The organism is Desulfovibrio ferrophilus, from assembly GCF_003966735.1.
GTDB classification, from domain to species: Bacteria; Desulfobacterota; Desulfovibrionia; order Desulfovibrionales; family Desulfovibrionaceae; genus Desulfovibrio_Q; species Desulfovibrio_Q ferrophilus.
Genome location: NZ_AP017378.1, coordinates 3,493,110 through 3,516,987 on the forward strand (window position 1 = coordinate 3,493,110; position 23,878 = coordinate 3,516,987).

General features: G+C 58.0%; 18 protein-coding genes. 11 read left to right on the forward strand and 7 right to left on the reverse strand.

From position 1 onward, the window contains the following. Positions 1–49 precede the first annotated feature (49 nt). From glgB to EL361_RS15985, 3 genes are all read left to right on the forward strand, one after another. Complete coding sequence (gene glgB / locus EL361_RS15975; RefSeq protein WP_126380941.1) at positions 50–1,978, forward strand: 1,4-alpha-glucan branching protein GlgB; 1,929 nt, start codon at positions 50–52, stop codon at positions 1,976–1,978. After that, positions 1,978–3,492 carry a 4-alpha-glucanotransferase gene (gene malQ, locus EL361_RS15980; protein WP_338031047.1) on the forward strand — a complete coding sequence of 505 codons (1,515 nt, stop codon included), beginning with the start codon at positions 1,978–1,980 and terminating at the stop codon, positions 3,490–3,492. Before glgB ends, malQ begins: the two co-directional genes overlap by 1 nt. Positions 3,493–3,614: 122 nt before the next feature. Then, entirely contained in the window at positions 3,615–4,940 is a 1,326-nt protein-coding gene (locus EL361_RS15985; protein WP_126380942.1) for a TolC family protein, read from the forward strand. A 241-nt stretch (positions 4,941–5,181) separates the two neighbouring features. On the opposite strand, the gene EL361_RS15990 is transcribed toward EL361_RS15985, so the two are convergent. From EL361_RS15990 to EL361_RS16010, 5 genes are all read right to left on the reverse strand, one after another. Further along, positions 5,182–5,616, reverse strand: coding sequence for a hypothetical protein (locus EL361_RS15990; protein ID WP_126380943.1), 435 nt, complete (start codon positions 5,614–5,616; stop codon positions 5,182–5,184). A gap of 91 nt (positions 5,617–5,707) precedes the next feature. Next, on the reverse strand, positions 5,708–6,076 hold the full coding sequence (locus tag EL361_RS15995; RefSeq protein ID WP_126380944.1) for a hypothetical protein: 369 nt from the start codon (positions 6,074–6,076) through the stop codon (positions 5,708–5,710). Between the two features lie 5 nt (positions 6,077–6,081). Beyond that, entirely contained in the window at positions 6,082–9,279 is a 3,198-nt protein-coding gene (locus tag EL361_RS16000; protein ID WP_126380945.1) for an efflux RND transporter permease subunit, read from the reverse strand. A 12-nt stretch (positions 9,280–9,291) separates the two neighbouring features. Beyond that, positions 9,292–10,662 (reverse strand): efflux RND transporter periplasmic adaptor subunit, encoded by a 1,371-nt coding sequence (locus tag EL361_RS16005; RefSeq protein WP_126380946.1) that lies wholly within the window; start codon positions 10,660–10,662, stop codon positions 9,292–9,294. Further along, complete coding sequence (locus EL361_RS16010) at positions 10,659–12,017, reverse strand: TolC family protein (RefSeq protein ID WP_172961802.1); 1,359 nt, start codon at positions 12,015–12,017, stop codon at positions 10,659–10,661. The genes EL361_RS16005 and EL361_RS16010 overlap by 4 nt, the downstream gene beginning before the upstream one ends. A 413-nt stretch (positions 12,018–12,430) precedes the next feature. Here EL361_RS16010 and nifU point away from each other — a divergent pair, with 413 nt between their 5' ends. The 4 genes from nifU to epsC all read left to right on the forward strand — a co-directional run bounded on the left by nifU (position 12,431) and on the right by epsC (position 16,561). Further along, the gene (gene nifU / locus EL361_RS16015) at positions 12,431–13,267 is read left to right on the forward strand and encodes a Fe-S cluster assembly protein NifU (RefSeq protein ID WP_126380948.1); all 837 of its coding nucleotides are present in this window, start codon (positions 12,431–12,433) and stop codon (positions 13,265–13,267) included. Continuing rightward, entirely contained in the window at positions 13,264–14,451 is a 1,188-nt protein-coding gene (gene nifS, locus EL361_RS16020; protein WP_126380949.1) for a cysteine desulfurase NifS, read from the forward strand. Before nifU ends, nifS begins: the two co-directional genes overlap by 4 nt. A 28-nt stretch (positions 14,452–14,479) precedes the next feature. Next, complete coding sequence (cysK, locus tag EL361_RS16025) at positions 14,480–15,421, forward strand: cysteine synthase A (RefSeq protein WP_126381547.1); 942 nt, start codon at positions 14,480–14,482, stop codon at positions 15,419–15,421. 213 nt (positions 15,422–15,634) lie between these two features. Next, positions 15,635–16,561, forward strand: coding sequence for a serine O-acetyltransferase EpsC (gene epsC / locus EL361_RS16030; RefSeq protein ID WP_232034814.1), 927 nt, complete (start codon positions 15,635–15,637; stop codon positions 16,559–16,561). A gap of 110 nt (positions 16,562–16,671) precedes the next feature. Here the strand turns inward: epsC and EL361_RS16035 are convergent, their stop codons facing one another. Then, positions 16,672–19,029 carry a tetratricopeptide repeat protein gene (locus tag EL361_RS16035; RefSeq protein WP_126380951.1) on the reverse strand — a complete coding sequence of 786 codons (2,358 nt, stop codon included), beginning with the start codon at positions 19,027–19,029 and terminating at the stop codon, positions 16,672–16,674. A gap of 102 nt (positions 19,030–19,131) precedes the next feature. Beyond that, positions 19,132–21,687, reverse strand: coding sequence for a FecR domain-containing protein (locus EL361_RS16040; protein WP_126380952.1), 2,556 nt, complete (start codon positions 21,685–21,687; stop codon positions 19,132–19,134). Between the two features lie 201 nt (positions 21,688–21,888). On the opposite strand from EL361_RS16040, the gene EL361_RS16045 reads away from it, so the two are divergent. The 4 genes from EL361_RS16045 to EL361_RS16055 are packed head-to-tail and all read left to right on the forward strand — an operon-like array spanning position 21,889 to position 23,874. Next, positions 21,889–22,410, forward strand: coding sequence for a nitroreductase family protein (locus tag EL361_RS16045; protein WP_126380953.1), 522 nt, complete (start codon positions 21,889–21,891; stop codon positions 22,408–22,410). Next, a complete protein-coding gene (locus tag EL361_RS16050) occupies positions 22,410–23,027 on the forward strand; it encodes an MBL fold metallo-hydrolase (protein ID WP_126380954.1) in 618 nt (205 codons plus the stop codon). The genes EL361_RS16045 and EL361_RS16050 overlap by 1 nt, the downstream gene beginning before the upstream one ends. A gap of 59 nt (positions 23,028–23,086) precedes the next feature. After that, positions 23,087–23,260: a hypothetical protein gene (locus EL361_RS17170; RefSeq protein WP_172961803.1), complete on the forward strand. Its 174-nt coding sequence runs from the start codon at positions 23,087–23,089 to the stop codon at positions 23,258–23,260. Beyond that, positions 23,257–23,874 (forward strand): flavodoxin family protein, encoded by a 618-nt coding sequence (locus EL361_RS16055; RefSeq protein WP_126380955.1) that lies wholly within the window; start codon positions 23,257–23,259, stop codon positions 23,872–23,874. The genes EL361_RS17170 and EL361_RS16055 overlap by 4 nt, the downstream gene beginning before the upstream one ends. Positions 23,875–23,878: the final 4 nt, after the last annotated feature.

Below are 23,878 nucleotides of genomic sequence, written 5' to 3' on the forward strand. Positions count from 1 at the left end.
TAATTCTATTACCTTGGTGCGGGTTTTTTCCGTGCATAGGAGACTGGGAATGCAACAAGCTGAACAGATCGTCCATGGTGTCAGCCTGCTCACGGATCATGATATCTACCTTTTCAAGGAAGGGCGGCACTATAGGCTGTACAACAAGCTCGGGGCGCACCTTCTGGTCCACGAGGGCGTCGCGGGAACATTATTTGCCCTTTGGGCGCCCAACGCCCAAGCCGTCAGTGTGTGCGGGGATTTCAATGGCTGGGCAAAAAACGCTCATCCGCTTTATGCGCGTCACGACGGCTCCGGCATCTGGGAAGGATTTGTCCCTGGAGTACTTCAGGGCGCCCAGTACAAATACCACATCGACTCCCGTCGCAATAGCTACAGCGTGGATAAGGCCGATCCCTTTGCCTTCCTGAATGAAGGCGCTCCACGCACGGCTTCCGTGGTCTGGGATCTGGCCTACGAATGGGGCGATTCCCAGTGGATGGAGCAGCGGAGCGGGCGCAATGCCCGGGAGGCTCCATGGTCTGTCTATGAGATGCACCTGGGGTCCTGGCGCCGTGACCATGACGATGATTTTCGCTCTTTGCACTATAGTCAGCTGGCCGAGCAGCTCCCCGCCTATGTGCGTGATCTGGGGTTCACGCATGTGGAGCTGATGCCTGTGATGGAGCATCCCTTTTTCGGGTCCTGGGGATATCAGACGACAGGCTACTTCGCGCCAACCAGCCGCCTGGGACCGCCGCAGGACTTCATGCGCCTGGTGGAGAACCTGCATCGCGAGGGCGTGGGGGTTATTCTGGATTGGGTTCCGTCGCATTTTCCCACGGATGAACACGGCCTGTCCTATTTCGATGGCACGCATCTGTTCGAGCATGAGGACCCGCGCAAGGGCTATCATCCGGACTGGAATTCGTCGATTTTCAACCACGCCCGTTATGAGGTCCGTTCGTTCCTGATTTCCAGCGCTCTGTTCTGGCTGGATCGGTATCATGCTGACGGACTGCGCGTGGATGCCGTGGCCTCCATGCTCTACCTGGATTATTCACGCGAAGAGGGCGAGTGGGAGCCCAACGAATATGGTGGGCGTGAGAACATCGGAGCCATCGAGTTTCTGCGTGGGCTCAACGAGGGCGTCTACGCCGAATTTCCCGATGTGCAGACCGTGGCTGAGGAGTCAACGGCCTGGCCCATGGTTAGCCGGCCTGTTTATCTGGGCGGGCTGGGTTTTGGCATGAAATGGAATATGGGCTGGATGAATGACACCCTGAGTTATTTTTCCAAGGACCCGATATTCCGTAAGTTTCACCAGAACAAATTGACGTTTAGTATCTGGTACGCCTTTACCGAGAATTTCATGCTGCCCCTGTCCCACGACGAAGTTGTGCACGGCAAGGGCTCGCTCTATGGGCGCATGCCGGGGGACCCATGGCGTAAATGTGCGGGACTCAAGGCCCTGTATGGTTACATGTTCGCCCATCCAGGCAAGAACCTGCTGTTCATGGGGGCGGAGATGGGGCAGGTGCCTGAATGGAATCATGATGCTGAGGTCGAGTGGCACCTGCTGGACGTGCCTTTGCACAAGGGCGTCTTTGACTTCATTGCAGCCTTGAATCGTACCTATCGTGAACATCCGGCTCTGTACGCCGATGATTTTTCACCCGAAGGTTTCGAATGGGTGGACTTCCGCGATGTCGACGCCGGAATCCTGGCTTTTTTGCGCAAGGCGCACGGGGAGCCCCCGGTGCTGGCCGTGTGCAACTTCACCCCGGTCCCACGGGAGAATTACCTCGTGGGTGTTCCGGCTGCTGGGTACTGGCGTGAGATTCTGAACTCTGATGCCCTGGAGTACGGCGGCAGCGGTTGGGGGAACTTCGGGGGGCAGTCTTCATGTCCTGTCTCTGCTCATGGTCACGATCATTCTCTGGCCTTGCAGATTCCTCCCCTGTCCGTGTCCTATTTCCTGTATGGGGGAGATGGCTGATGATCTCCGCCATGGCCCGTCGAGGCAGCGGTGTACTGCTGCACGTGACCAGCCTGCCATCACCCTATGGCATTGGGGACATGGGATCGTCTGCGCGACGATTTGCAGACTTTTTGCAGCGCGCCGGTCAGCGCTACTGGCAGATCCTGCCCCTGAATCCCACGTCCCCGTTTTTGGGGAACTCCCCGTATTCAAGCTATTCCCTGTTCGCAGGCAACCCCCTGCTTATCAGCCCCGAGTTGCTGGCGGGAGATGGCTGGTTGCGTCTGGCCGATATCCAGCAAACAGCACCGGGGTTTGATGGACCTGTGGATTTCGAGGCGGCAGAAGCCTTCAAACTAGGGCTGCTGAATCTGGCCCATGAGCGGGCGGGGGCGACATTGGATGCCCATGAAGGTTTTGGAGCCTTCCGCGCTGAGCACGGCCCCGGCTGGCTGGATGATTTTGCGGCGTTTGCCGTCCTCAAGGATCGTTTCAATGGCGCGGCCTGGGATACATGGCCTGATGAATTCAAACTCCGCGATGCAGCGGCTCTCGATGCATTGCGCGAGGCAGCTCGTTCGGAACTGGAACGGGCCATGTTCATCCAGTATCTTTTCTTTTCACAGTGGGCGAGGCTGCGCGCGTATTGCAATGAGCGGGAGATCCAAATTATTGGTGACCTGCCGTTCTACCCCACCTTTGACAGTGCCGATGTCTGGGCACATCCCAAGGCCTTTCAGCTGGACGGGGAGGGACGCCCCGCTGTGGTGGCGGGAGTGCCACCGGATTATTTCAGCAAGACCGGTCAGCGTTGGGGCAACCCGGTCTACGATTGGGCCACCCAATCCGAAGACGGGTATCGTTGGTGGCTGACACGTATTGCTCACAATCTGGGCTGGACCGACATCATCCGCCTTGATCATTTCCGGGGGTTTGCAGCCTATTGGGTGGTTCCGCCCCATGAAGATACGGCCATGAACGGCTGGTGGGTGGACGGCCCCGGGCAGGCCTTTTTCGAGGTCGTGCGCGAACGGTTTCCTGAGATGCCCATCATCGCCGAGGACCTGGGGTTAATTACCGAGGATGTCATTGCCCTGCGCAAGACCTTTGACCTGCCGGGAATGCGCGTACTGCAATTCTCCTTCGGACCGGATACCGGGCAGAGCGCTAACTCCCTGCACAACCACGAGCGCCAAAGCGTGGCCTATTCGGGAACCCATGACAACAACACCTCTGCCGGCTGGTACGCCCATGATCTGGGCGAGGACGGACGAAAGCGGCTGAATGATTACCTGGGGCGTGATGTCAGCCCGCGGGATGCGGCCTGGACCCTTGTTCGGCTGGCGCTGATGTCCTCGGCGATGACAGCGGTTATGCCCATGCAGGACTTTTTGGGCCTGGGGGAGGAAGGCAGGATGAATATTCCTTCCCGCCCCAGAGGAAACTGGGCCTGGCGGTTGGCCCCCCGTCAGCTGTCTCCCCGATTGGCAGACAGACTGCGCAGGCTCTGTGAATTGTATGGTAGAACATAAGGAAACCGTTTTAAACACTACGCTCCTGTTGACTTCGGGTTGTTTTTACGGTTTGCTTCGCGCTACTTGTCGGATAGGACATTTGTGAAATACATAGGGACCTACACATTAAGGATTGAACCATGAAAATGAAAAAGGCAACAACCCTGTTTGCCCTAGTGGCGGTGCTCGTTTTTGGGGCGGCATCCCTGGCACAGGCGGCCACTTTGTATAATATGCAGCAGGCAGTGGAGCAGGCTCTGGATGCCAATCCCACGATGCTCGCCGCACGGCATGATCTGCTTGGGGCCGAGGCCGGACGAAAGTCAGCTCGTGGCTCTTTTTTGCCCTCTGCTACAGTGAGTTACGGTTATACTCGTTATGACCATGATCAGCCCACCCGTGATAATCCGACCAGAGATCAGGATGTATGGGCTGCGGCTTTCAACGTCCACCAGGATCTGTTCACTGGCTGGCGTATTTTGTCCACCTACCAGCGTGCTCAGCTCTCCGAGGAGAACGCAGCGGCCCAGGTTTTCAACACCGAACTGTCTTTGGTGAATACGGTGCAGGAAAATTTCCTGGGACTCTTGAAAGCCCGTGAGGACGTGCGTAGTGCTCAGGATTCCGTCACGCGCCTGCGTGAACAGCTCAAAGTGACCCAGGCCTTCTACGATGTGGGCCTGCAGCCTCGTCTGGACGTGCTCCAGGCCGAAGTCGATCTGGCAACTGCACAGGACACTCTGCTCACTGCCGAGAACACCGTTGCCACCCAGATCGTGCGTTTGAATACCCTGTTGGGCCTGGCCCATGACGCCGATGTGGATTATGAGGGAGTCTTGGCCTATCAGCCCTTTACCTTGGCCGTGGATGAAGCCTTGGCGCGGGCCTACAAGGATCGTCCAGACCTGCTCATTGCCAAGCGCAGTGTGGAGATCGCCGTCAAGGACAAGAAAATTACCGATAGCGCATTCTACCCGCAGGTTGGAGCTGACTTTGACTGGTCCTCTTACGGTGATGACCCCAATGCCAGTGGTGATAACTACGCTGATACCGAGTATAGCGAGTGGACCGTTGGTGTGAGTGCCTCCTGGACTTTCTGGCAGTGGGGCAAGACCTACTACGCCAGCGAACAGGCCAAGCAGAACGTATCCAGCCTGTTGCAGAGCGCGGATAACACCCGCAACGAAGCCACTTATGCGGTCAAAGCCAACATTCTGGCCATTGGCAACGCCAAAGAGAGCATCCGCGTGAACAAGAAGGCCGTGGAGGCCGCGCAGGAAAGCTATCGCATGGCAGTGGCCCGCTACCAGGCACAGGTCGGCACCAACACAGATGTACTGGATGCCCAGTCGCGTCTGACCTCGGCCGAAGCAGCCCTGACCGCAGCTCTGGCCAATTACGAGATCGCTCTTTCCAGATTGTTTGTCTCCATCGGAGAGAAGAATACGGCCCTGACCAGCCGCTAGCCGTGCGTTGAAAACGCCCCTCGGTGGCGTTGCTTCAGGCCGATCAAATCCTCAGGTACGAAAAGTACGTGTCGGTCTTGATCAGCCCTTGCGCCAGGCATCCAAGGCGTTTTGAACGCACAGAGCCGGGTCTGACGAGTACCGCTCGGCGCTGATAACGCATCCTCAGATTCTGGAACAACAAAAGGCTCCCGGAGTGAATCCGGGAGCCTTTTTTGTTGGGTGAGAGAGGGGGCTTGCCCTACATGCTGTGATACCAGAACTTCACGGTATGCTTACCGGCGTCGTCCTTGAACAGGCAGATCACGCCCCACTTGCCGGGTTCGTCGATGTTGAAGTTCGTGGCGAAGTTTCCTCCGCCGAAGTCCTTCAGGGTTCCCACCTGCTCCTTGCCCGAAGGGGCAATGAGCTTGACCTTGCCCACGGCCTTTTCGATCTTCTTGCCGTCCTTCATGAACATGGCCATGACGTGGTGAGTCTTACCATCGGGATCGCTCATGTTCATGGAGGCCAGACTCATGACCTGGAATTCGGCATGGATGCCGTCGGTCATGGCGGCATGCTTGAAGCTGCCACCCTTGGCCGTGCTGCCATGGTCCATGTCTTCCATGGCCTGTGCTGTTCCGGAAATGGCCAGTACGAAGGCGAAAACTGCACTGAATATTACTTTATTCATGTTATTCTCCCTGGTTGTTTTATTGCTTGGGGTTCATTGTTTCGGTTCCGTCGTGCATCATGCCCTGGGGCATCTTGCCGTCCTCTATCATCTAGTCATTCTTCATCATATCCTTGGCGTTGGAGCCGTCGTGCATCATGTTCTGTTGATGCGTAGTGCCGTCCATCATGGTGCCGTCCTGCATCATGTGTCCGGCGTCGTCGTCGGAATCCATCTTCATGTCATCCATGTCCATGTCATTTGTGTCCATGTGAGTGGCGTTGTCCATCATGGTGCCATTCTTCATCATGTTCGTGTCGTTGGAACCATCGTGCATCATGTTCTGTTGATGCGTGTTGCCGTCCATCATGGTGCCATGCCCCATTTCGTGCGATGCCGCCTGGGCCTGTCCGGTCAGGCTGAGCAATGCTGCCAATGTCAGTATTGCCAGTGTTGATCCGAGGATCGTGCGTATGGTCATGATTATTACTCCTTGTCTAAGGCTGCATTGTTGCCGAGGGGTGAATCGTCCACCGGCAGGCAACCCGTCTCCGGATTGCAGTCGTCACTGGGCAGAGGGCCGTCAGGCAGACCTCTGCCCTTCCAGAGGCCGTAGATGGCGGGGACAACCACCAGAGTCAGGACCGTGGCGCTGACCATGCCGCCCACCATGGGTGCGGCGATGCGCTTCATGACCTCAGAGCCGGTGCCACTGCTCCACATGATGGGAGCCAGCCCGGCCATGATGGCCACAACGGTCATCATCTTGGGCCGTACGCGCAGGGCTGCGCCTTCCTCGATGGCCTCGTTCAGGTGTTTCTTGGAAAAATACCGTCCGTAGGTTTCCTTGTACTTGCGGTAGGAGATATCCAGGTAGATGAGCATGACCACCCCCGTCTCTGCCGCTACGCCAGCCAGTGCAATGAAGCCCACGGCCACTGCCACGCTCATATTGTAGCCGAGGATGTACATCAGCCACAGCCCTCCCGTAAGGGAGAAGGGTACCGAAAGCATCACGATCAGACTTTCGGTGACATTCTTGAAGTTCAGGAACAGCAGCAGGAAGATGATGATCAGGGTGGCAGGGACCACGATCAGCATCTTTTGCTGGGCGCGAACCATGTATTCGTATTGTCCGCTCCAGACGATGCTGTAGCCCGGAGGCAGATCGATCTGCTCGCGCACTGCGTCCTGGGCGGCCTTGACATAGGTGCCCACGTCGACTCCCGTGATATCCACGAAGACCCAGGCGTTTTTGCGGGCATTCTCGCTCTTGATGGCAGGGGCGCCCTTGTGGATGCTGATTTCCGCCACCTGGGTGATGGGGATCTGCGCGCCCGAGGGAGTGGGGATCAGGATTCTTTTGAGTTTCTCGGGGGTGTCACGCAGTTCCGAGCCATAGCGCAGATTCACGGGATAGCGTTCCAGCCCTTCGACGGTGTAGGTCACATTCATGCCACCCACGGCTGTCATGATTACATCCTGCACGTCTCCCACGGTCAGACCAAAGCGGGCGGCTTCTTCGCGCTTGATTTTGAAGTCCAGGAAATTGCCGCCCGTGACGCGTTCGGCATAGACGCTGGCCGTGCCCGGCACCTGTCCTACAACGGCTTCCACCTGCTCGCCGATATCGGAGAGAATCTGCAAGTCATCACCCATCAGCTTCAGGCCCACCGGGGTCTTGATGCCCGTGGAGAGCATGTCGATGCGAGTCTTGATGGGCATGGTCCAGGCGTTGGTCAGGCCCGGAAACTGAATCGCCTTGTCCAGATCATCGATCAGCTGATCCATGGTCATGCCTTCGCGCCACTGTTCCTTGGGCTTCAAGGTGATAGTGGTTTCAAGCATGGACAGCGGAGCCGGGTCCGTGGCTGTCTCGGCGCGCCCGACCTTGCCGGTGACGTTTTCCACCTCGGGGAAGGACTTGATGATTCTGTCGGTCTGTTGCAGCAATTCCTTGGCCTTGGTGATGGAGATGCCGGGCAGGGTGGTGGGCATGTACAACAAATCGCCTTCATTGAGTGGAGGCATGAACTCTGAACCCATGTTTTTCCAGGGAACGTAGGTCACGGCCAGAACGATGACCGCCAGGACGATGACCAGTACCTTGGCCTTCAGCACCAGCTTGATGATCGGGTGGTACAGCCAGATCAGGAAGCGGTTCACCGGATTCTTGGTCTCGGGCAGGATGCGGCCTCGAATCATGTAGCCCATCAGCACCGGGACCAGGGTGATGGACAGAAGTGCCGCTCCTATCATCGAATAGGTCTTGGTGTAGGCTAGTGGATGGAACATCCGCCCTTCCTGCGCCTCCAGCGTGAAGACCGGCAGAAAGCTAACCGCGATGATCAGTAGCGAGAAGAACAGGCTCGGCCCCACCTCCAAAGCCGAATCCCGGATCAGTTCCCAGCGGTCCTTGCGGTGGCCGAAATGTTCCAGGTGTTTGTGTGTGTTTTCGATCATCACGATGGCTGCGTCCACCATGGCTCCCACGGCGATGGCGATGCCGCCCAAGCTCATGATGTTGGCGTTGATGCCCTGGGCGTGCATGATGATGAAGCTCACCAACACGCCGATGGGCAGGGTGATGATACCCACCAGCGCACTGCGCATGTGGAACAGGAAGATGATGCAGACCAGGGCCACGATGATGCTTTCCTCGATCAACGTGCCCTTGAGGTTGTCGATGGCGCGGTTGATGAGGCCCGAGCGGTCGTATACCGGGCGGATGGTCACGCCGTCGGGCAGCCCCGTCTTGATTTCCTCCAGACGCTTTTTGACGTTGCCGATGACTTCCAGGGCATTTTCGCCGTAGCGCATGACCACCACGCCGCCCACGGCCTCGCCGGTTCCGTTGAAATCCAGTACGCCGCGCCGGAGTTCCGGGCCGATGCGCACCGTAGCCACGTTCCGGAGCAGTACCGGGGTGCCGCGGGTGTCCGTGGTCAGGGGGATGTTCTCCAGGTCCGTGCGGCTCTTGATGTAGCCCAGGCCACGGACCATGAACTCCGTTTCACCCATTTCAACAAGGCGTCCGCCCACGTCGTTGTTGCTGCGCTTGATGGCCGCCGAGACCTTTTGCAGGGGGATGCCGTAGGCCAGCAGTTTGTTGGGGTCCACGACCACCTGGTATTGTTTTACGTAGCCGCCGATGGAGGCAACCTCGGCCACGCCGGGTACGCTGGTCAGTTCATAACGCAGAAACCAGTCCTGGATGGAGCGCAGTTGTTGCAGGTCGTGCCTGTCGCTTTCCAGAATGTATTCGAAGACCCAGCCCACTCCCGTGGCATCCGGCCCCAGCTGGGGCGAGATGCCCTGCGGCAGCCGCCCAGAAACATAGTTCAGAGATTCCATGACCCGGCTGCGAGCCCAGTACATGTCCGTGCCGTCCTCGAAGATGATGTAGACGAAGCTCATGCCGAAGAAGGAGTAGCCGCGCACCACCTTGGCGTAGGGCACGCCCAGCATGGCTGTGGTCAGGGGGTAGGTGACCTGGTCTTCCACCACTTGCGGGGCCTGCCCCGGAACCTCGGTGAAGACGATGACCTGCACGTCGGAAAGGTCGGGGATGGCGTCCAGCGGTGTCTTGGACATGGACCACAGGCCACCTGCGATGAGGAAGGCGGTCATCAAGAGCACCAGGAACTTGTTGCGGATGGAATATTCGATGATGAATCTGATCATGGGTAATCTCCGCTACTGGGCCGGTGTTCCGGTTGCGGGCATGTCGCCCATGTCCAGATCGTCCATATTCAGTTCATCCATGGTCAGGCCGTCCATTTCCAGGTCGTCGGCGGACGGGCTGCTTGCCGTGGCGCTTTCGCTGGCGCGGGCATCCAGCATCTTTTGAATGGCCTCACGCAGTCTGGATTCGGAATCCATCATGAATTGTGCAGAGAGTACGATTTCCTCCCCCTCCATGAGCCCGGACAGGACCTGGAAACCACCTTCGGCTCCTTCGGCTCCGACCTTGATCTCGCGGGGTTCGAACCGACCTTTGCCCAGAGCCACGAAAACGACCTTGCGCACACCCGAGTCGATGACAGCCTCCTGGGGGATGATCAGGGCTGCGGCGTCGATCTGATCCTCAAGGAAGACATTGGCGTACATGTCGGGCTTGAGCTGCGAGTCGGGATTGGCAAACTCAAGACGCAGACGCGCGGTGCGCGTCTTGGGGTTGAGGAAAGGATAGACGAACAGCACCTTGCCCGAGAAATTCCGGCCCGGCAGATAGGACAGTTCCATGCGCGCCGGCATGCCCTTGCGCACATAAGGCAGTTCATACTCGTAGATTTCAACGTCCACCCAGACGGAGGAAAGGTCGGCAATATCGTACTGGTGCATCCCGGCTTTGACGAAGTGGCCGACCAGGGCGTTCTTCGCGGTGACGACTCCCGAGGCCGGGGAGAAAATGGTCACGGTCTTGCGCACGGCACCACCCTGCTCCAACCGTTTGATCTGGCCTTCGCTCAGGTCCCAGTAGCTTAAGCGTTTGCGTGCTGCGGCCAGCAGGCGCTGTGCATTGTCACGCACGCTGGGGTAGGAGCTGTCACCCAGGCTGGTGTATTGGTCCAGAGCCAAGCGGTATTCCTCCTGGGCCGAAACCAGTTCGGGGCTGTAGATTTCGAACAGGGGCTGCCCCTTGGTGACTGTTTCACCCACGAAATCCACGTAGAGCTTTTCGATCCAGCCGTCGAACTTCGTGTTCACGGCATACATTCTGGTTTCATCGAATGTCACGGTGCCCAAGGCCCGGATGGACTTGGACAGCGGGGCCCGCCGGACGTGGCCTGTGCGTACTCCCATATTCTGGACGGTCACTGGATCGATGCGGATCGTGGATGTGGGCTCCTTTTCGCCTCCTTCATCCTGATAGACCGGCACCAGATCCATGCCCATGGGTGACTGGCCTGGCTCGTTGCGTATGTAGGCCGGGTCCATGGGGGCAACCCAGTATTTGATGACCTTGCCGGTCTTGGGGTCCACCTCTCCGGCCTTGGGACCATCGGCGGCAAGCGCCGTGGAAGCCAGCAGCAGTAAGGCGGCAAGGATGATCAGGCGGTTCATTGTGTAGTCTCCTCGGTCAGCACCGCAGTCTCTATTCCCTCTGGGTGGATTGGCCCCCCCAGAAGTTCTTCAAGCTCGGCCAACTTCTTGAGTTGTTCGTATTGGTAGCGATCGGCTCGCAGTTCGTAGCGCAACAGGCGCACCCGGGCCGAGAGCATGGTGTCGAACTGGATCTTGCCGACTTCGTAGGCGGCAAGGGAGGAATCCGCCCATTGTGTTGCCTGGACCGTGAGCGCCGTGCGGAGCAGGGCGTGGTTTTCGGAGTATCCAAAGATCTCGGCCCGTAGTGCATCCACCTGGTGCGGCAAGGATCGCTCCAGGGCAACGAGAGCCTTTTTGGTGGCATCGAGTTTTTTTTGTGCGCCGTCGAGTTTGCTGTCCTGGCGGGTGGCCTGCCAGAGGGGCACGGAAAAAGTGACAGAACCGGAAAGGAAGTCGGGCCGGTCCAGCCCGGTCATGGGGTTGTCCTCGCGTTGGCCGTAGGCAAGTCTGAAATCCATGTCTGGATAATAGTCCTTTTCGGCCAGCTTGACGGCGATGGTGGCGCTGTCGACATCTGCCTGGCGCAAGGCGATTCCGGGGTTGTTCTGCAGGGCTTGGCGGTTCATGGCTTCGGTTGAGGGCAGAGGGGCACCCTGGGGGATGTCGCTAGGCAAGGGAATTGTCCGGAAGGACTCGCGATGGAGCAGCGTGTTGATGCGGTCGCTCAGGGTGCGGCGGCGCCGTTCTAAGGAAATTCGTTCATCCAGAAGCTCGGAGAGCTGAACCTGGGCGGCGAGGATGTCCTGTTGCAGTCCCTTCCCTGTGGCGTAACGGGTCTCGGCAATGCGCAGGGCCTGGGAAACAAGGGCTTCCAGGCGCTTGTTGGTTTCCAGACCGCGTTGGACAAAGGCCAGATCGTACCAGGCTGTGGAAATCATCCGGGTCAATTCCAGGGCCTTGGCCTGTACCCGGGCTTCCTGGCGTACTGCCTTGAGCAGGGCGGCCTGCTGCGCCAGATCCAGGGTGCCGAACCAGGGGACCTTCTGGGCGATGAACAGCTGCTTCTGGGTCATGGCTTCCTGATCCAGTTCAAAGCTGTCCATGGGAACATTGGACAGCCCGATGCCCAGACGCGGATCCTGAAGAGAACCATAAAAGGGTGCTTCTGCGCGCAGGGCTTCCGCCAGTTGACGCTGGCTGGCCAGTTCCTGATTGTTGGCAAGACCTTCGTCGAGCAGTGCCTGAAGTGGTTCTGCTTTGGCCCGGACAGGCAATGCGGCAAGCAGGACCAACAGCACTGCCAGCGTGATCAACGCCGTGGAGTTGATTACGCTGAAAGGATGGGATGCCATGGGAATGGATTGTTCTTTCATTGCCTCGTTCCTTTTACCCTGACTTATTCTGCGCCACCAGCCTTGGGCGACATGGGAAGCCTTCCCATCATAGCACAGGCCGGAGAGTGTGGATACCGCCATGACTTTCTGGAAGTACATTGTCGTTACAAGACATATGCCAAACTTGACTAAAATTGTAGGAATTGAGAGGGGACTTGTCTAGGCCGTGCTGAAGGAAGAGGGCAAATCGAGTGGATGAGAATAAAATTGCACATATTCATGTCCGTCTGCCTGCACAAGTTGTGCAATAAATGGCGCAAGATGTGGCGTGTGCAGAAAAACAAGGTGAGCCCTTTCCACGGCGCAAAAGAGGTATTATACTGGCTGATACGGACAAAATCATACAATGATGCGTAACTCCTCAGGATTGCATAGATAGATAAGGAGGCCCCATGTGGGAGTACACCGATAAGGTTCGAGAGTTGTTTCTGAACCCCAAGAATGCGGGCGAGATTCCGGATGCCAATGCTGTTGGCGAAGTCGGCAGCTTGGCCTGTGGCGATGCCCTGAAGCTGTTTCTGAAGATCGATGACGACGGCGTGATTGAAGACGCCAAGTTTCAGACTTTCGGTTGCGCCAGCGCCATTGCCTCATCCTCGGCTCTGACCGAGATGCTCAAGGGAATGCCTGTCGAGGATGCCGAGAAGATCACCAACAAGGAGATCGCGGCTTATCTGGGTGGCCTGCCCAAGGAGAAGATGCATTGCTCGGTCATGGGCCAGGAAGCCCTGGAAGCCTGTCTGCTTGATTATCGTGGTGAGGAAGCCCCGGAAAAGATCACCGAGGGTGAGATCGTCTGTCACTGTTTTGGTGTGACTGACGTTGCCATTCGCCGCGCTGTCGAGGAAAACGGCATTACCACTCTGGAAGATATCACCAACTTCACCAAGGCCGGCGGTGGTTGCGGTGACTGCCACGAAAAGTTGGAAGAAATATTGTTCGACGTGCTCGGCAAGAAGCGTGAGGTCAAGGTCGAGGCCAAGCCTCTTACCAATATCCAGCGCATGCAAAAGGTCATGCAGGTCATCGACGAAGTCATCCGCCCCAGCCTGAAGCAGGACGGTGGTGACATCGAGCTGGTGGATCTGGACGGAACCGACGTCATCGTTTCCCTGCGCGGTGCGTGCGGCTCCTGTCCGTCGGCCAAGCTGACCCTGAACGACTTTGTGCAGAAGACCCTGCGTGAGCAGGTTGAACCGGATATCCGTGTGCGGGAGGCCTCCTCATGAAGACTTTGTATTTTGACAACAATGCGACAACCATGGTCGCTCCCGAAGTTCTTGAGGAAATGCTGCCGTTTTTCTCCGAGCAATATGGCAACCCGTCGAGCATGCACCGGTTCGGAGGGCAGGTCGGTAAGCATCTGACTCTGGCGCGCGACCGCGTGGCCAAGGGCCTGGGTTGCGAACCTGACGAGGTCATCTTCACAGCCTGCGGTACCGAGAGCGACAATACGGCGTTCTTTGCCGCGACCATGGCCCAGCCCGGCAAGAAGCATATCGTGACCACCAAGGTTGAACATCCAGCTGTGCTTAATGTGGCCCAGCGTCTTGAGCGGCACGGCTATGACGTGACCTATCTGGGGACGGACAGCCAGGGCCGACTGGATATGGATGAACTGCGCGACAGCCTGCGTGATGACACGGCATTGGTGTCCATCATGTACGCCAACAATGAGACGGGCGTGATCTATCCGATGCCCGAGATAGCGGAAATCGTGAAGGCGCGTGGCATCTTGCTGCACACCGATGCGGTTCAGGCCGTGGGCAAGGTGCCGTTCAAGCTCTCCGAGTTGCCGGTGGATTATCTGGCCCTATCAGGTCATAAGCTGCATGCCCCCAAGGGCGTGGGCGCACTGTATGTGCGCCGGGGTTCTCCGTTCCGCACTTTCATGCTGGGCGGGCATCAGGAGCATGGACGCCGTGCAGGAACCGAGAACACCACGGGCATCGTGGCTCTGGGCAAGGCCGTGGAGTTGGCTACCCAGCACATCGAGGCCGAGAATACTCAGGTCCGTGCCCTGCGCGATCGTCTGGAACAGGGGCTGATCAAGGCCATCCCGGATACCCGTCTCAATGGGCACCCGGATGAGCGCCTTCCCAATACGTCCAATATTTCGTTTAAGTATGTGGAGGGCGAGGCCATTCTGCTGATGATGGACCAGCACGGCATCTGTGCCAGTTCCGGCTCGGCCTGTACTTCGGGCAGTCTGGAGCCATCGCATGTGTTGCGCGCCATGGGGGTGCCCTTTACCTACGCCCACGGTTCCATCCGCTATTCCCTGTCGCGCTACAATACCGATGCGGAAGTGGATACCATTCTGGAGGCCATGCCCCCGCTCATTGAACGGTTGCGGGAATTGTCTCCCTTCAAGAAGGATCAGGAAAACGAACCTCCGGCCTGCACCTGCTAGCAGACTGGGTGCTCATTGGAGGCCCATGATGAATATTGCCCATGATATGTCCGAGCTTGTAGGGCGTACCCCCTTGGTGCGTCTGAATCGCGTCACCGAAGGCTGCAAGGCCAGCGTGGCAGCGAAGCTGGAGTTTTTTAATCCGTGCAGCTCCGTCAAGGATCGCATCGGAATGAACATGATCGTTCAGGCCGAGCAGGACGGGCTGCTCGCCCCCGGAGCCGAACTGGTGGAACCCACCAGCGGCAATACGGGGATCGGTCTGGCCTTCATGTGTGCGGTCCGTGGGTACAGCCTGACCCTGACCATGCCCGAGAGCATGAGTCTGGAGCGGCGGATGCTGCTCAAGGGATTCGGGGCGAAATTGGTATTGACCCCCGCAGCCGAAGGCATGAAGGGTGCCATTGCCAGGGCCGAGGCCATTGCCGATGAGACCGGTGCATTTTTGCCCCGGCAGTTCGACAACCCGGCCAACCCGGCCATTCATTCCTGTTCTACGGCCCATGAGATTTGGGATGACACCGATGGTGATATTGATATCCTCGTGGCCGGTGTCGGGACGGGAGGCACCCTGAGTGGTGCAGCCAGGACCCTGAAGGACAAGAAGCCCGGCCTCAAGGCCATCGCGGTGGAACCCGTCGATTCGCCGGTGCTTTCCGGTGGTTCACCGGGACCACATGGTATTCAGGGCATTGGTGCTGGGTTTGTACCCGGCAATGCCGATGTGACGCTGTTCGATGAAATTGTTCAGGTCTCTACTGAAGACGCTGTGTCCATGGCCCGACGGTTGATGCGGGAGGAAGGCATCCTCTGTGGTATCTCGTCCGGGGCTGCAGCCCATGCGGCGGTGGAAGTTGCCAAGCGTGAAGAGAACGCAGGCAAGCTCATTGTGTGTATTATCCCCGACACTGGCGAACGCTATTTGTCTACCCCTCTGTTTACTGGGCTGGTGGACACTGACGACCAGTGAACAGACCATTGATAAATAGCCATCTGCTTCGTTGCTGTGGGAAATGCAAAATCTCACGTATGCTCAGATACAGCGCTGCTCTCTGTTCTCGTAAGACTCGAAGACTCGCCTAACGGGAGACAGGCCTACGATTTTGTATTTTCCTTGCGCCTCGCATCTGACTATTTCTGAATGGTCTGCGATGAAGAATCAAATAACCAGCTAGAGAAGAGCATGAAGAAACTGGACGAAGTCATCGACGAATTGTGCGATCCCAGGAATTATGAGGTCGTGCACCACAGCCAGACGCGGCATGTGCCCATGCCCTCCACCGAGGTGCTGGGCGAGATCGTGGAGCGGCTGCGGGCCGTGTTGTTTCCGGGGTATTACGGCTACTCCGATGTGGATGCCGAGAATATGCGTTCGCACCTGGGTGCGAACCTGGACAAGGTTGATCGTCTGTTGCGCGAACAGATTCGCCGGGGACATTGTTTTTCCTGTTCACTGGAGAGCGAAGGCGAGGCGGATTGCCTGGATTGCGAGGAGCTCTCCCGCAGTCTGTCCCGCAAGTTCATCGCCCGGTTGCCCGAGGTTCGTCGTTTGCTGACCACGGATGTCATGGCTGCTTACGAGGGCGATCCTGCGGCCAAGAGTCCGGGGGAGGCCATCTTTTGTTATCCGAGCATTCATGCGGTGACCAACTATCGCCTGGCCCATGAACTGTATCATCTGGGTGTGGATCTGATTCCGCGCATCATCACCGAGATGGCTCATTCCAAGACCGGCATCGACATCCATCCCGGTGCGGAGATTGGTGAACGGTTCTTCATTGATCATGGCACTGGCGTGGTCATTGGCGAGACCTGCATCATCGGTCGCAATGTGCGCCTCTATCAGGGCGTGACTCTGGGAGCCAAGAGCTTCCCTAAGGACGATTCCGGCAAGCTCATCAAGGGCATCCCCCGCCATCCCATCGTGGAGGACGGCGCTATCATTTACTCCGGGGCCACGATCCTGGGGCGTGTGACCATTGGTGCCGGTTCGGTGATTGGCGGTAACGTCTGGCTGCTGAAGGATGTTCCCCCCGGAACCAGAGTTATCCAGAAGCCCGCCGGTGGTGCCGAGGGCGAGAATGCATTGTTGCTGGAGAGTCTCAAATAGGATGTGAAACGGGAGGGGTTGATTGCGGCCCGACTTCTGATCTGTTGCATGAGAAAAGCCCCGGAACCACAACCTGGTTCCGGGGCTTTCTCCGTGGGTGTGGATTGAAATCACATTCCTTCAAGGCGGTCCACGACCTCGGCGGCTTCCTGTTGTTTGCCCTGGGCCGAGAGTGCTCGTGCCAGCTCCTTCCAGAACGGAGCATGGCCGGGAGCCAGAGCCGAAGCCTGACGGGCCAGGGCTTCGGCCACTTCCGGGTCCTCGCCATTGTCCAGATAGATGCGTGCCATGAGTGCCAGGGAAGGTGCGTCCTTGGGGTCGTGGATCAGTGCCTGATGCAGGTGCTCGCGGGCTTCTTCCACATCACCTTTGGCCAGAGCCAACTGCGCCAGATAACGCCGGGTCAGGCCCTTGCCGCCGGGCAGGGCAGAGGCTTTTTCAAAGTAGCGTCGGGCATCCGCAAAGCGCCTGTTTTTCTGAGAGAGCTGGCCCAGTCGAATCTGGCTGAAGAGATGCTCGGGGTCCAGAATCAGACATTTCTTGTAGGCTTCGCGGGCTTCCTTGATCTGATTCATGCGTTGGCAGATGTACCCGAAGTTGTATAGCGCGAACACATCCTTCGGATTCTTGCCGAGCACTGTGTTGAATTGGCGCTTGGCAGCGCTCAAATCTCCCATGCGCGCATGGCAGACGCCGAGCGAGTTGCGGGCCATGATATTGGAGCGGTCCGCAGTGAGGGCCAGTTTGTATTCTTCGATGGCGTCATAGAGGCTGCCCTGGGCAAAGAGCTTGTCCGCATGGATGTTCAGGGCAAGGGAGTCGACCAGTCCGATATGTGGCTCGGGCAGCAGGATCGCATATTCCAGAGCCTTGTGGGCGTTGTCCAAGGCATCGGCCTTGGAATAGGACAGGAACGGGTGCTTGGTGATGCCTGCCGCGGGCCTGGGGAAGTCCGGCGGTAAGGATTCCAGGAGTTTTTCGCACAGTTTTTTGGCCTTGGGACCGCTGGTCTCTGGCAGCAGCCAGGCCAGCCCGCTGAGGCTGGTGCGTCCGCCAAGTGCCGATTCTCCGAAGATCTTGGTGCAGGCTGAAGCCAGGTCGCGTAAACGGGTCTCCGTCAGGCTGTCCGAGGGACGATCCATGTCAGGCAGGCGCAACAGCACCAGCGAGAAGGTCTCGTGCTTGTCGCGTTCTGTCACCAGCTGCTTGAGGAAATCGCGGTAGGTGGGCAGGCCTGTCAGCATGTCTGCATCGGCTTTGCCACCATTTTCGGCGGGATCGGTTTCCTGAATCAAGGCCAAGCGGTCCCCGGGTTCCACGTTCAGGGACACATCCGCCTGATGCATGACTTCTGCCAGGGAGTGTCCTCTCCGCACCTCCATCAAAGCGATTTCACCTTTGCAAGTCGGAGCTCCCTTGGGATCGTTGGTGCCTCCCCAGACGAGAAAACGCTGGCCTTCGCGAGCGCCTACGCTGGCTCCCAGATCGACGGTGAGACGCCCGAGCGGCAGTACCTCCTGCACGTGACCGCCTTCGGTGACAATCTGGCTGTACGCAAAGGCCCGGCCTGTTCCGTTCTGGGCTGCCGCTCTGGCGGCGCGCATGGCCTTGCGCACAAGCAGGGCCGCCTGGTCTGTCGGTTTCTGGCGCAGGACATGGCCGTTTACATCGTGGGGGTAGCTGGCGCAGCCTACGGACGTTCCTGGATGCAGGTAGCACTCCAGCACCGGGTCCTTGACCTGCAGGGCTGAGAGCTCCGCCGCAAGGGTTCCCGCCAGTTTCCGGCAGGCCGGAGGTGTGACGGCAGGCAGCAGGATGACAAGGGAATCATCTCCGGCGCGGGCAGTGAGAGCCCCTTGTGGAGCGATGTCGTTCACAATGGCGGCAGCCTTGTTCAGAGCACGGGTCGCAAAGGCAGGACCATAGGTCTCGGCATTGCGCTCCAGATCGTGCAGCCGGGCCAGAATCAGCCCAAAGCTGGCCGCAAATCCGGAGTCGCCGGCACGGCAGCCATCGGCATCCGGACGCAGGCAGCCTTGCACGCGTTCGATTTCGTCGGCGGCCGCGCGGGACAGCAATTCACGGGTACCCAGGCCGGTACCGGAGTCTGTTACTGAAATTTTGTAGAGCTGGAGTTTTTCCAAGCACATGCGGGCCATGGAAGCAAGGAGTGGCGGCATGGCCTTGGGGGCTTGCAACTTGACTCCCTTGGCGACGAAGACACCCATGAGTTCCCCATTCAGGGCTAAGGGCAGCAGAGCCTTTTTCTCCTCGGGCAGGAAGACGGCACGGCCTTCTACCAATTCGGACAGGGCGCCACTATCCAGTGAACGTGGGAAAAAGAGGCTGTAGGATGTGAAGGGCAGGAATGAGGAGATCTCATCACGCAGCAGGTGTTCGTAGGTGATGAGGTCGCTACGAGTCAGCTGTGGGCCATCATCCGGGAGCAGGCTTTTATGGGCTTTCATGTCCGGGCGTATACCCCGAACCGGGGCAGCTGTTCAAGCAAATGAAACGAAAGGCCCCGGCAAGAGCTGGGGCCTTTCGTATGTATCCATGATGGAGCAGGGTTACAAGACGATGATTTCCACATCCGCCCGGCTGGAAACGATTTCCATATCCGTGGCAAGGGGATCGTCCACGCTTGTGAAGACAGCAATGGCCTGGGCTCCGCCGGCGGTGTCACCGTTGGCATCGTAATACAGGACATTGATGTCCGTATCGTAGGCAAAATAGGGACCTCCGCTCCCCATGGCAGCAGAGCCGCCGTAGGCGCCCCCAAAGGCTTGGGCACTGAACGTTGTCCCGTCGAGGGTGCCCGTGGACATGCCGAAGGCGGTTGCGTTAAAGGTCAGTTTGTCTTCGCCGCTGTCAAAGTTGAGTATGGATTCTGCAATGTTGCCATGGCTGGGATCATCCCAATAGAAGTAGTCCGCGGCACTGTCGACCCCGGCATCCAGAATATCGATGCCATCTGCGCCATCCAGAAGTTCCGCTCCGCTGCCACCTTGCAGGGAGTCGTTGCCGAGGCGCCCGTCAAGAACGGCATTGGCGGCGGAGCCAATCATGGTGTCGTTATAGTCAGATCCATCGTAGACTTCGAAGTCGTTGAATGTGTCCCCGGCCGCTTCCCCTATATCGCCCGAGCCGGAAAGGTCGATTCTGATGGCGGCTGTGGCGAATTCGTATGACAGGGTGTCTGTGCCTGCATCACCTGTCATGTGATCACTGCCTGTTCCACCCTCGATCCAGTCGTTGCCTCCGTCTCCACTGATGTTGTCGTCTCCCGCGCCGCCTCTGAGAGTGTCGTTTCCAACGCCAGTGGTCTCGCCCTCGTCCCCACCGAGATAATCGTTGTCGGCTCCACCTTCGATGGAGTCATCACCATCGCCTCCGCCAAGGTGATCTTCACCGCTCAGTCCATAAAGAGTGTCGTTGCCATCGTCTCCCCAGAAGTCGTTGTCGTCGGAGTTGCCGGTGATGGAGTCGTCCTGCAGGGAGCCATCAATATTGTCGATGCCAATGATGGTGTCGTTGTTTCCCCATTCATCAACGGCCGTGCCCGTGGCAAGCTCTTCGCCCAGGATGACTTTCACCCCGTTGTGCCCGAGAGTTCCGGTGTTGTCCCAGCCGTCCAGCTTGCGGTTGAAGATGACGGCTTCAATGGGATCGTTATCCGAGCCTGTATGGACAATGGTCAGGTCTACATCGGTGGATTCATTGTAGCCGACGAACTTGTCTGCCCCGTCTCCGGACAGGAATTGGTCATAGCCTGCACCACCGATCATGGTGTCGTCACCAGCACTCCCGGAGTCGGGCGTGATATTGGGGACATCGGTCGGGGCATCTTCGGCATGCTGGTGATAATCTCCGATAAAGAAGTCGTCACCAGCGCCCCCGAGCATGGAGTCCGAGCCGTTTCGGCCATACATCATGTCGTTGCTACTTGATCCGGTGATTGTGTCGTTGTTGTCGGTACCCAGCTGCAGGATGAAGGATTCGCCATCAACGGTGACGGTGTCGCCCGAGGCTGGCAGAGTATCATCGTCATCGTCTCCTGTGTCTTCGACAACGGGCTCGACGACTTCTGTTGCGGGTTCCGCGACGGGTTCGATAATGGTGTCCAGGCCTGCTCCACCTGCCAGAAGGTCACCAAAGGCATCTGTGGCACCGAAAGGGTCGCTCCCGCTGAAGGCATCTAGAACTTCACCAAAGCCTTCAGCCAAATCCATGACTGTGTCTGCCAGTTCATCAAACTCGCCTTCGGTCGTGTCGCCCGCAGCCTCAACGACTCCCTCGATGGCTTCATCGATTTCGTCTGCGACCTCGGCTCCCAGTTCATTGACCTCTTCCAGAATGTCTTCGGCCAGTTCATCCATTTCCTCGGCGACTTCTTCCAGTTCTTCAACGACCTCCTCGGTCACTTCCTCCAATTCTTCGGTGACTTCCTCGAGCTCTTCTTCCAACTCTTCGCCCTCGCCTTCGCCCTCGCCCTCGCCTTTACCCTGGCCCTGGTCACCCTCCTCACCTCGGGGAGAGATCTCATCAAGCCCGGGAATGGAACCAATGGGGGCGGCAGTCTGGAACATCTGGATTTCCTGAGGCGTATACGGACGGGGCGCACCAAGGGCGCCGCTGGGGGCCACATCCACCAGCAAGCCGGCCTGGGTGATGAATCGGGTGCCTTGGTCTGTTGAAACAACGAGATCGAGACTGTCGTATTGGAAAACGCCATATTTTTCGCCAGCCTCGGTGATATGTAAATCGACTCCGGTGCCACGAATACCGATGGATGCCAGAGGCGTTTCCAGAGAAATTCCGTCGGGGTTATTGTCCGCGATTTTTCCCGTGACCAGGCGAAAGGTCCCTTTGGAGAGGGCCGTCAGCATGGATGAGGCGGAGGGCTCGATGGGGTCGAAGATGTACTGATCGACGGTCAGGCTGGAATTTGGCCCTTGAGAAAGAACAGAGTCATCCAGGAATTTGACCTCGACGCTGCTGTCCGGGCCAGTGGTGAGAACTTCACCCGCATAGATGGGATTGCCCGGCTCGAGAGGTCGCGCTCCCTCTGCAGATTGGGCTGTGATTTGTCCCGTAGCCGCAATGATGGTTCCAATGGGATCCATGATTCCTCGCTTTCTTCCGGATAGAAAGGGCCTATTGATGCTAGCGTAATTCAGAGATGACGACAATATTATTAGGAAAAGATGCTTTGGGAGCTGTAATTTGAAGACGATATGTATGATTTGATTGGTTGGGCCTCTGGGCTGGATGGTTGGACATATGGGGGGATTGCGATACAGTGGCCCACCGAATACGGAGGGATTATGTCACAGAATGATCATCCGATACTGCGTTGTCTTTTCGAGCGCCGCAGCGTCCGGAAATATACCGATGAACCGATTGTGCGAGAGGATATTCTTTCGATCCTTGAAGCGGGCCGTTGGGCTCCCAGCGGACTCAATAATCAGCCTTGGCGATTCATGGTCATCAGCCGGGGAGATGAACGTGTGGAGTCCCTTGCCGGGTGTACCAAATACGGAACCATTGTTCGCGCTGCCGGAGCCCTCATTGGTGTTTTCCTGGACAAGGAAGCCATGTACAGCGAACTCAAGGACCACCAGACGGCCGGGGCCTGTATCCAGAATATGATGCTGGCTGCGCATGCCCTTGGTCTGGGGTCGGTCTGGCTGGGAGAAATTGTCAATCAGGCCCCTCAGGTACTGGATGTCCTGAGCCTGGACCCCGCAGCCTATGAATGCATGGCGATCATTGCCGTGGGGCATCCGGCGCATCCTGGTGCTTCTTCGCGCAAGCCCTTGTCAGAACTCATGTTGGAGGATTTTTAATGAATATTCGCAGTTATGCGCTGGGTCCGTTGATGACCAACGGATTTCTTGTCTCCAATGGGACGCAGGCGCTGTTTATTGACCCCGGTGGCGATCCGGCCCCGGTGCTTGAAGATCTTCGCAAGGCCGGACTGACCTTGAAGCATATTATCATTACCCATCTGCACTGCGACCATATCTATGGCGCGGCAGCCTTGACCAAGGCCACGGGTGCGCCCGTGTTGGCCAATCCCGAGGATGAATTCCTAATGGGAACTGAGGTCGGTGGTGGTGGTCTGATGGGCCTGCCCATGGTGGACAACTTCGAGTACGAACCGCTGAATCCTGGGGTGCTAAAGCTGTTGGACCAGCCCGTGGAAGTCCTGCCGACCCCCGGACATACTCCCGGAAGCGTGTCGCTGTATTTCAAGGATCAGGGTGCGGTGTTCGTAGGCGATCTGCTGTTCAAGCGTTCCATCGGGCGCACGGATTTTCCCGGAGGCAGTACTCCCACATTGATGGATAGTGTGCGGGAGAGGATCTTTACGCTGCCGCCGGAAACGGTTGTCTATTCCGGCCATGGCCCGGAGACGACAGTGGGTGACGAGCACCTGCACAATCCATTTTTTCAGGAGTAGGACCAGTGCCCGAGAAGCGGATTGAATTGGATTTGCGAACCAAATGTTGAGGCGTGGGCATGGAGGTAGGTTGGTACCTCCGGCTCTCGCGGGCTGCGGAAATCGTGGTTCTGGTTCAACAGGGATCGGTTCCTGCTCTGGAGGAACAATGCCTGATCAATCCTCCGTGGACGTTGGAGTCCGTTCTGGAAGGTGAACACGCACGCGTTGTGTTCAAACGGGAGAAGACATGATGAATAGCCCCATGCCCGCAGTGATTTCCGCCAGCCCCAGACCCGGTGGCAACAGTGACCGTGCTGCGGCACTATTTGCCAGGGGTGCGGAGGAGATGGTGGGAGCCGAGGTCCGGGTGCAGCATCTCAGGCGTTTTGAGGTGCACCCTTGCACGGCCTGTTATCGTTGCCAGCATGATCCGTCCAGGCAGTGCTACCTGAGCGAGCGTGACCAGAGCGGGGCGTTGTTCCAGCAGTTGATGACTGCACCGTCGTTGTTCCTGTCGGCCCCCATCTTTTTCTATCACCTGCCTGCTTCGTTCAAGGCCTGGATAGACCGGGGGCAAAGCTATTGGTTGCGCCGCCGCGAAGGAGACTCCGTGTTGACTTCCCTGCCTGTGCGACCGGCCTGGGTGTGTCTGGTGGCAGGGCGCAAGCAGGGCGAGAAGACCTTTGAGGGCAGCTTGCTGACACTCAAGTATTTCCTCAAGATCTTTAATTTCGAGATGCAGACGCCCCTGACTCTGCGTGGGCTGGAAGGTGCGGGCGATCTGGCCGTGCATCCCGGTGCATGCAGTGCCTTGACCCAGTTGGGTGGTGAAGCTGCGAAACTGGCGATGTCAGCCGGGGAATGATTCC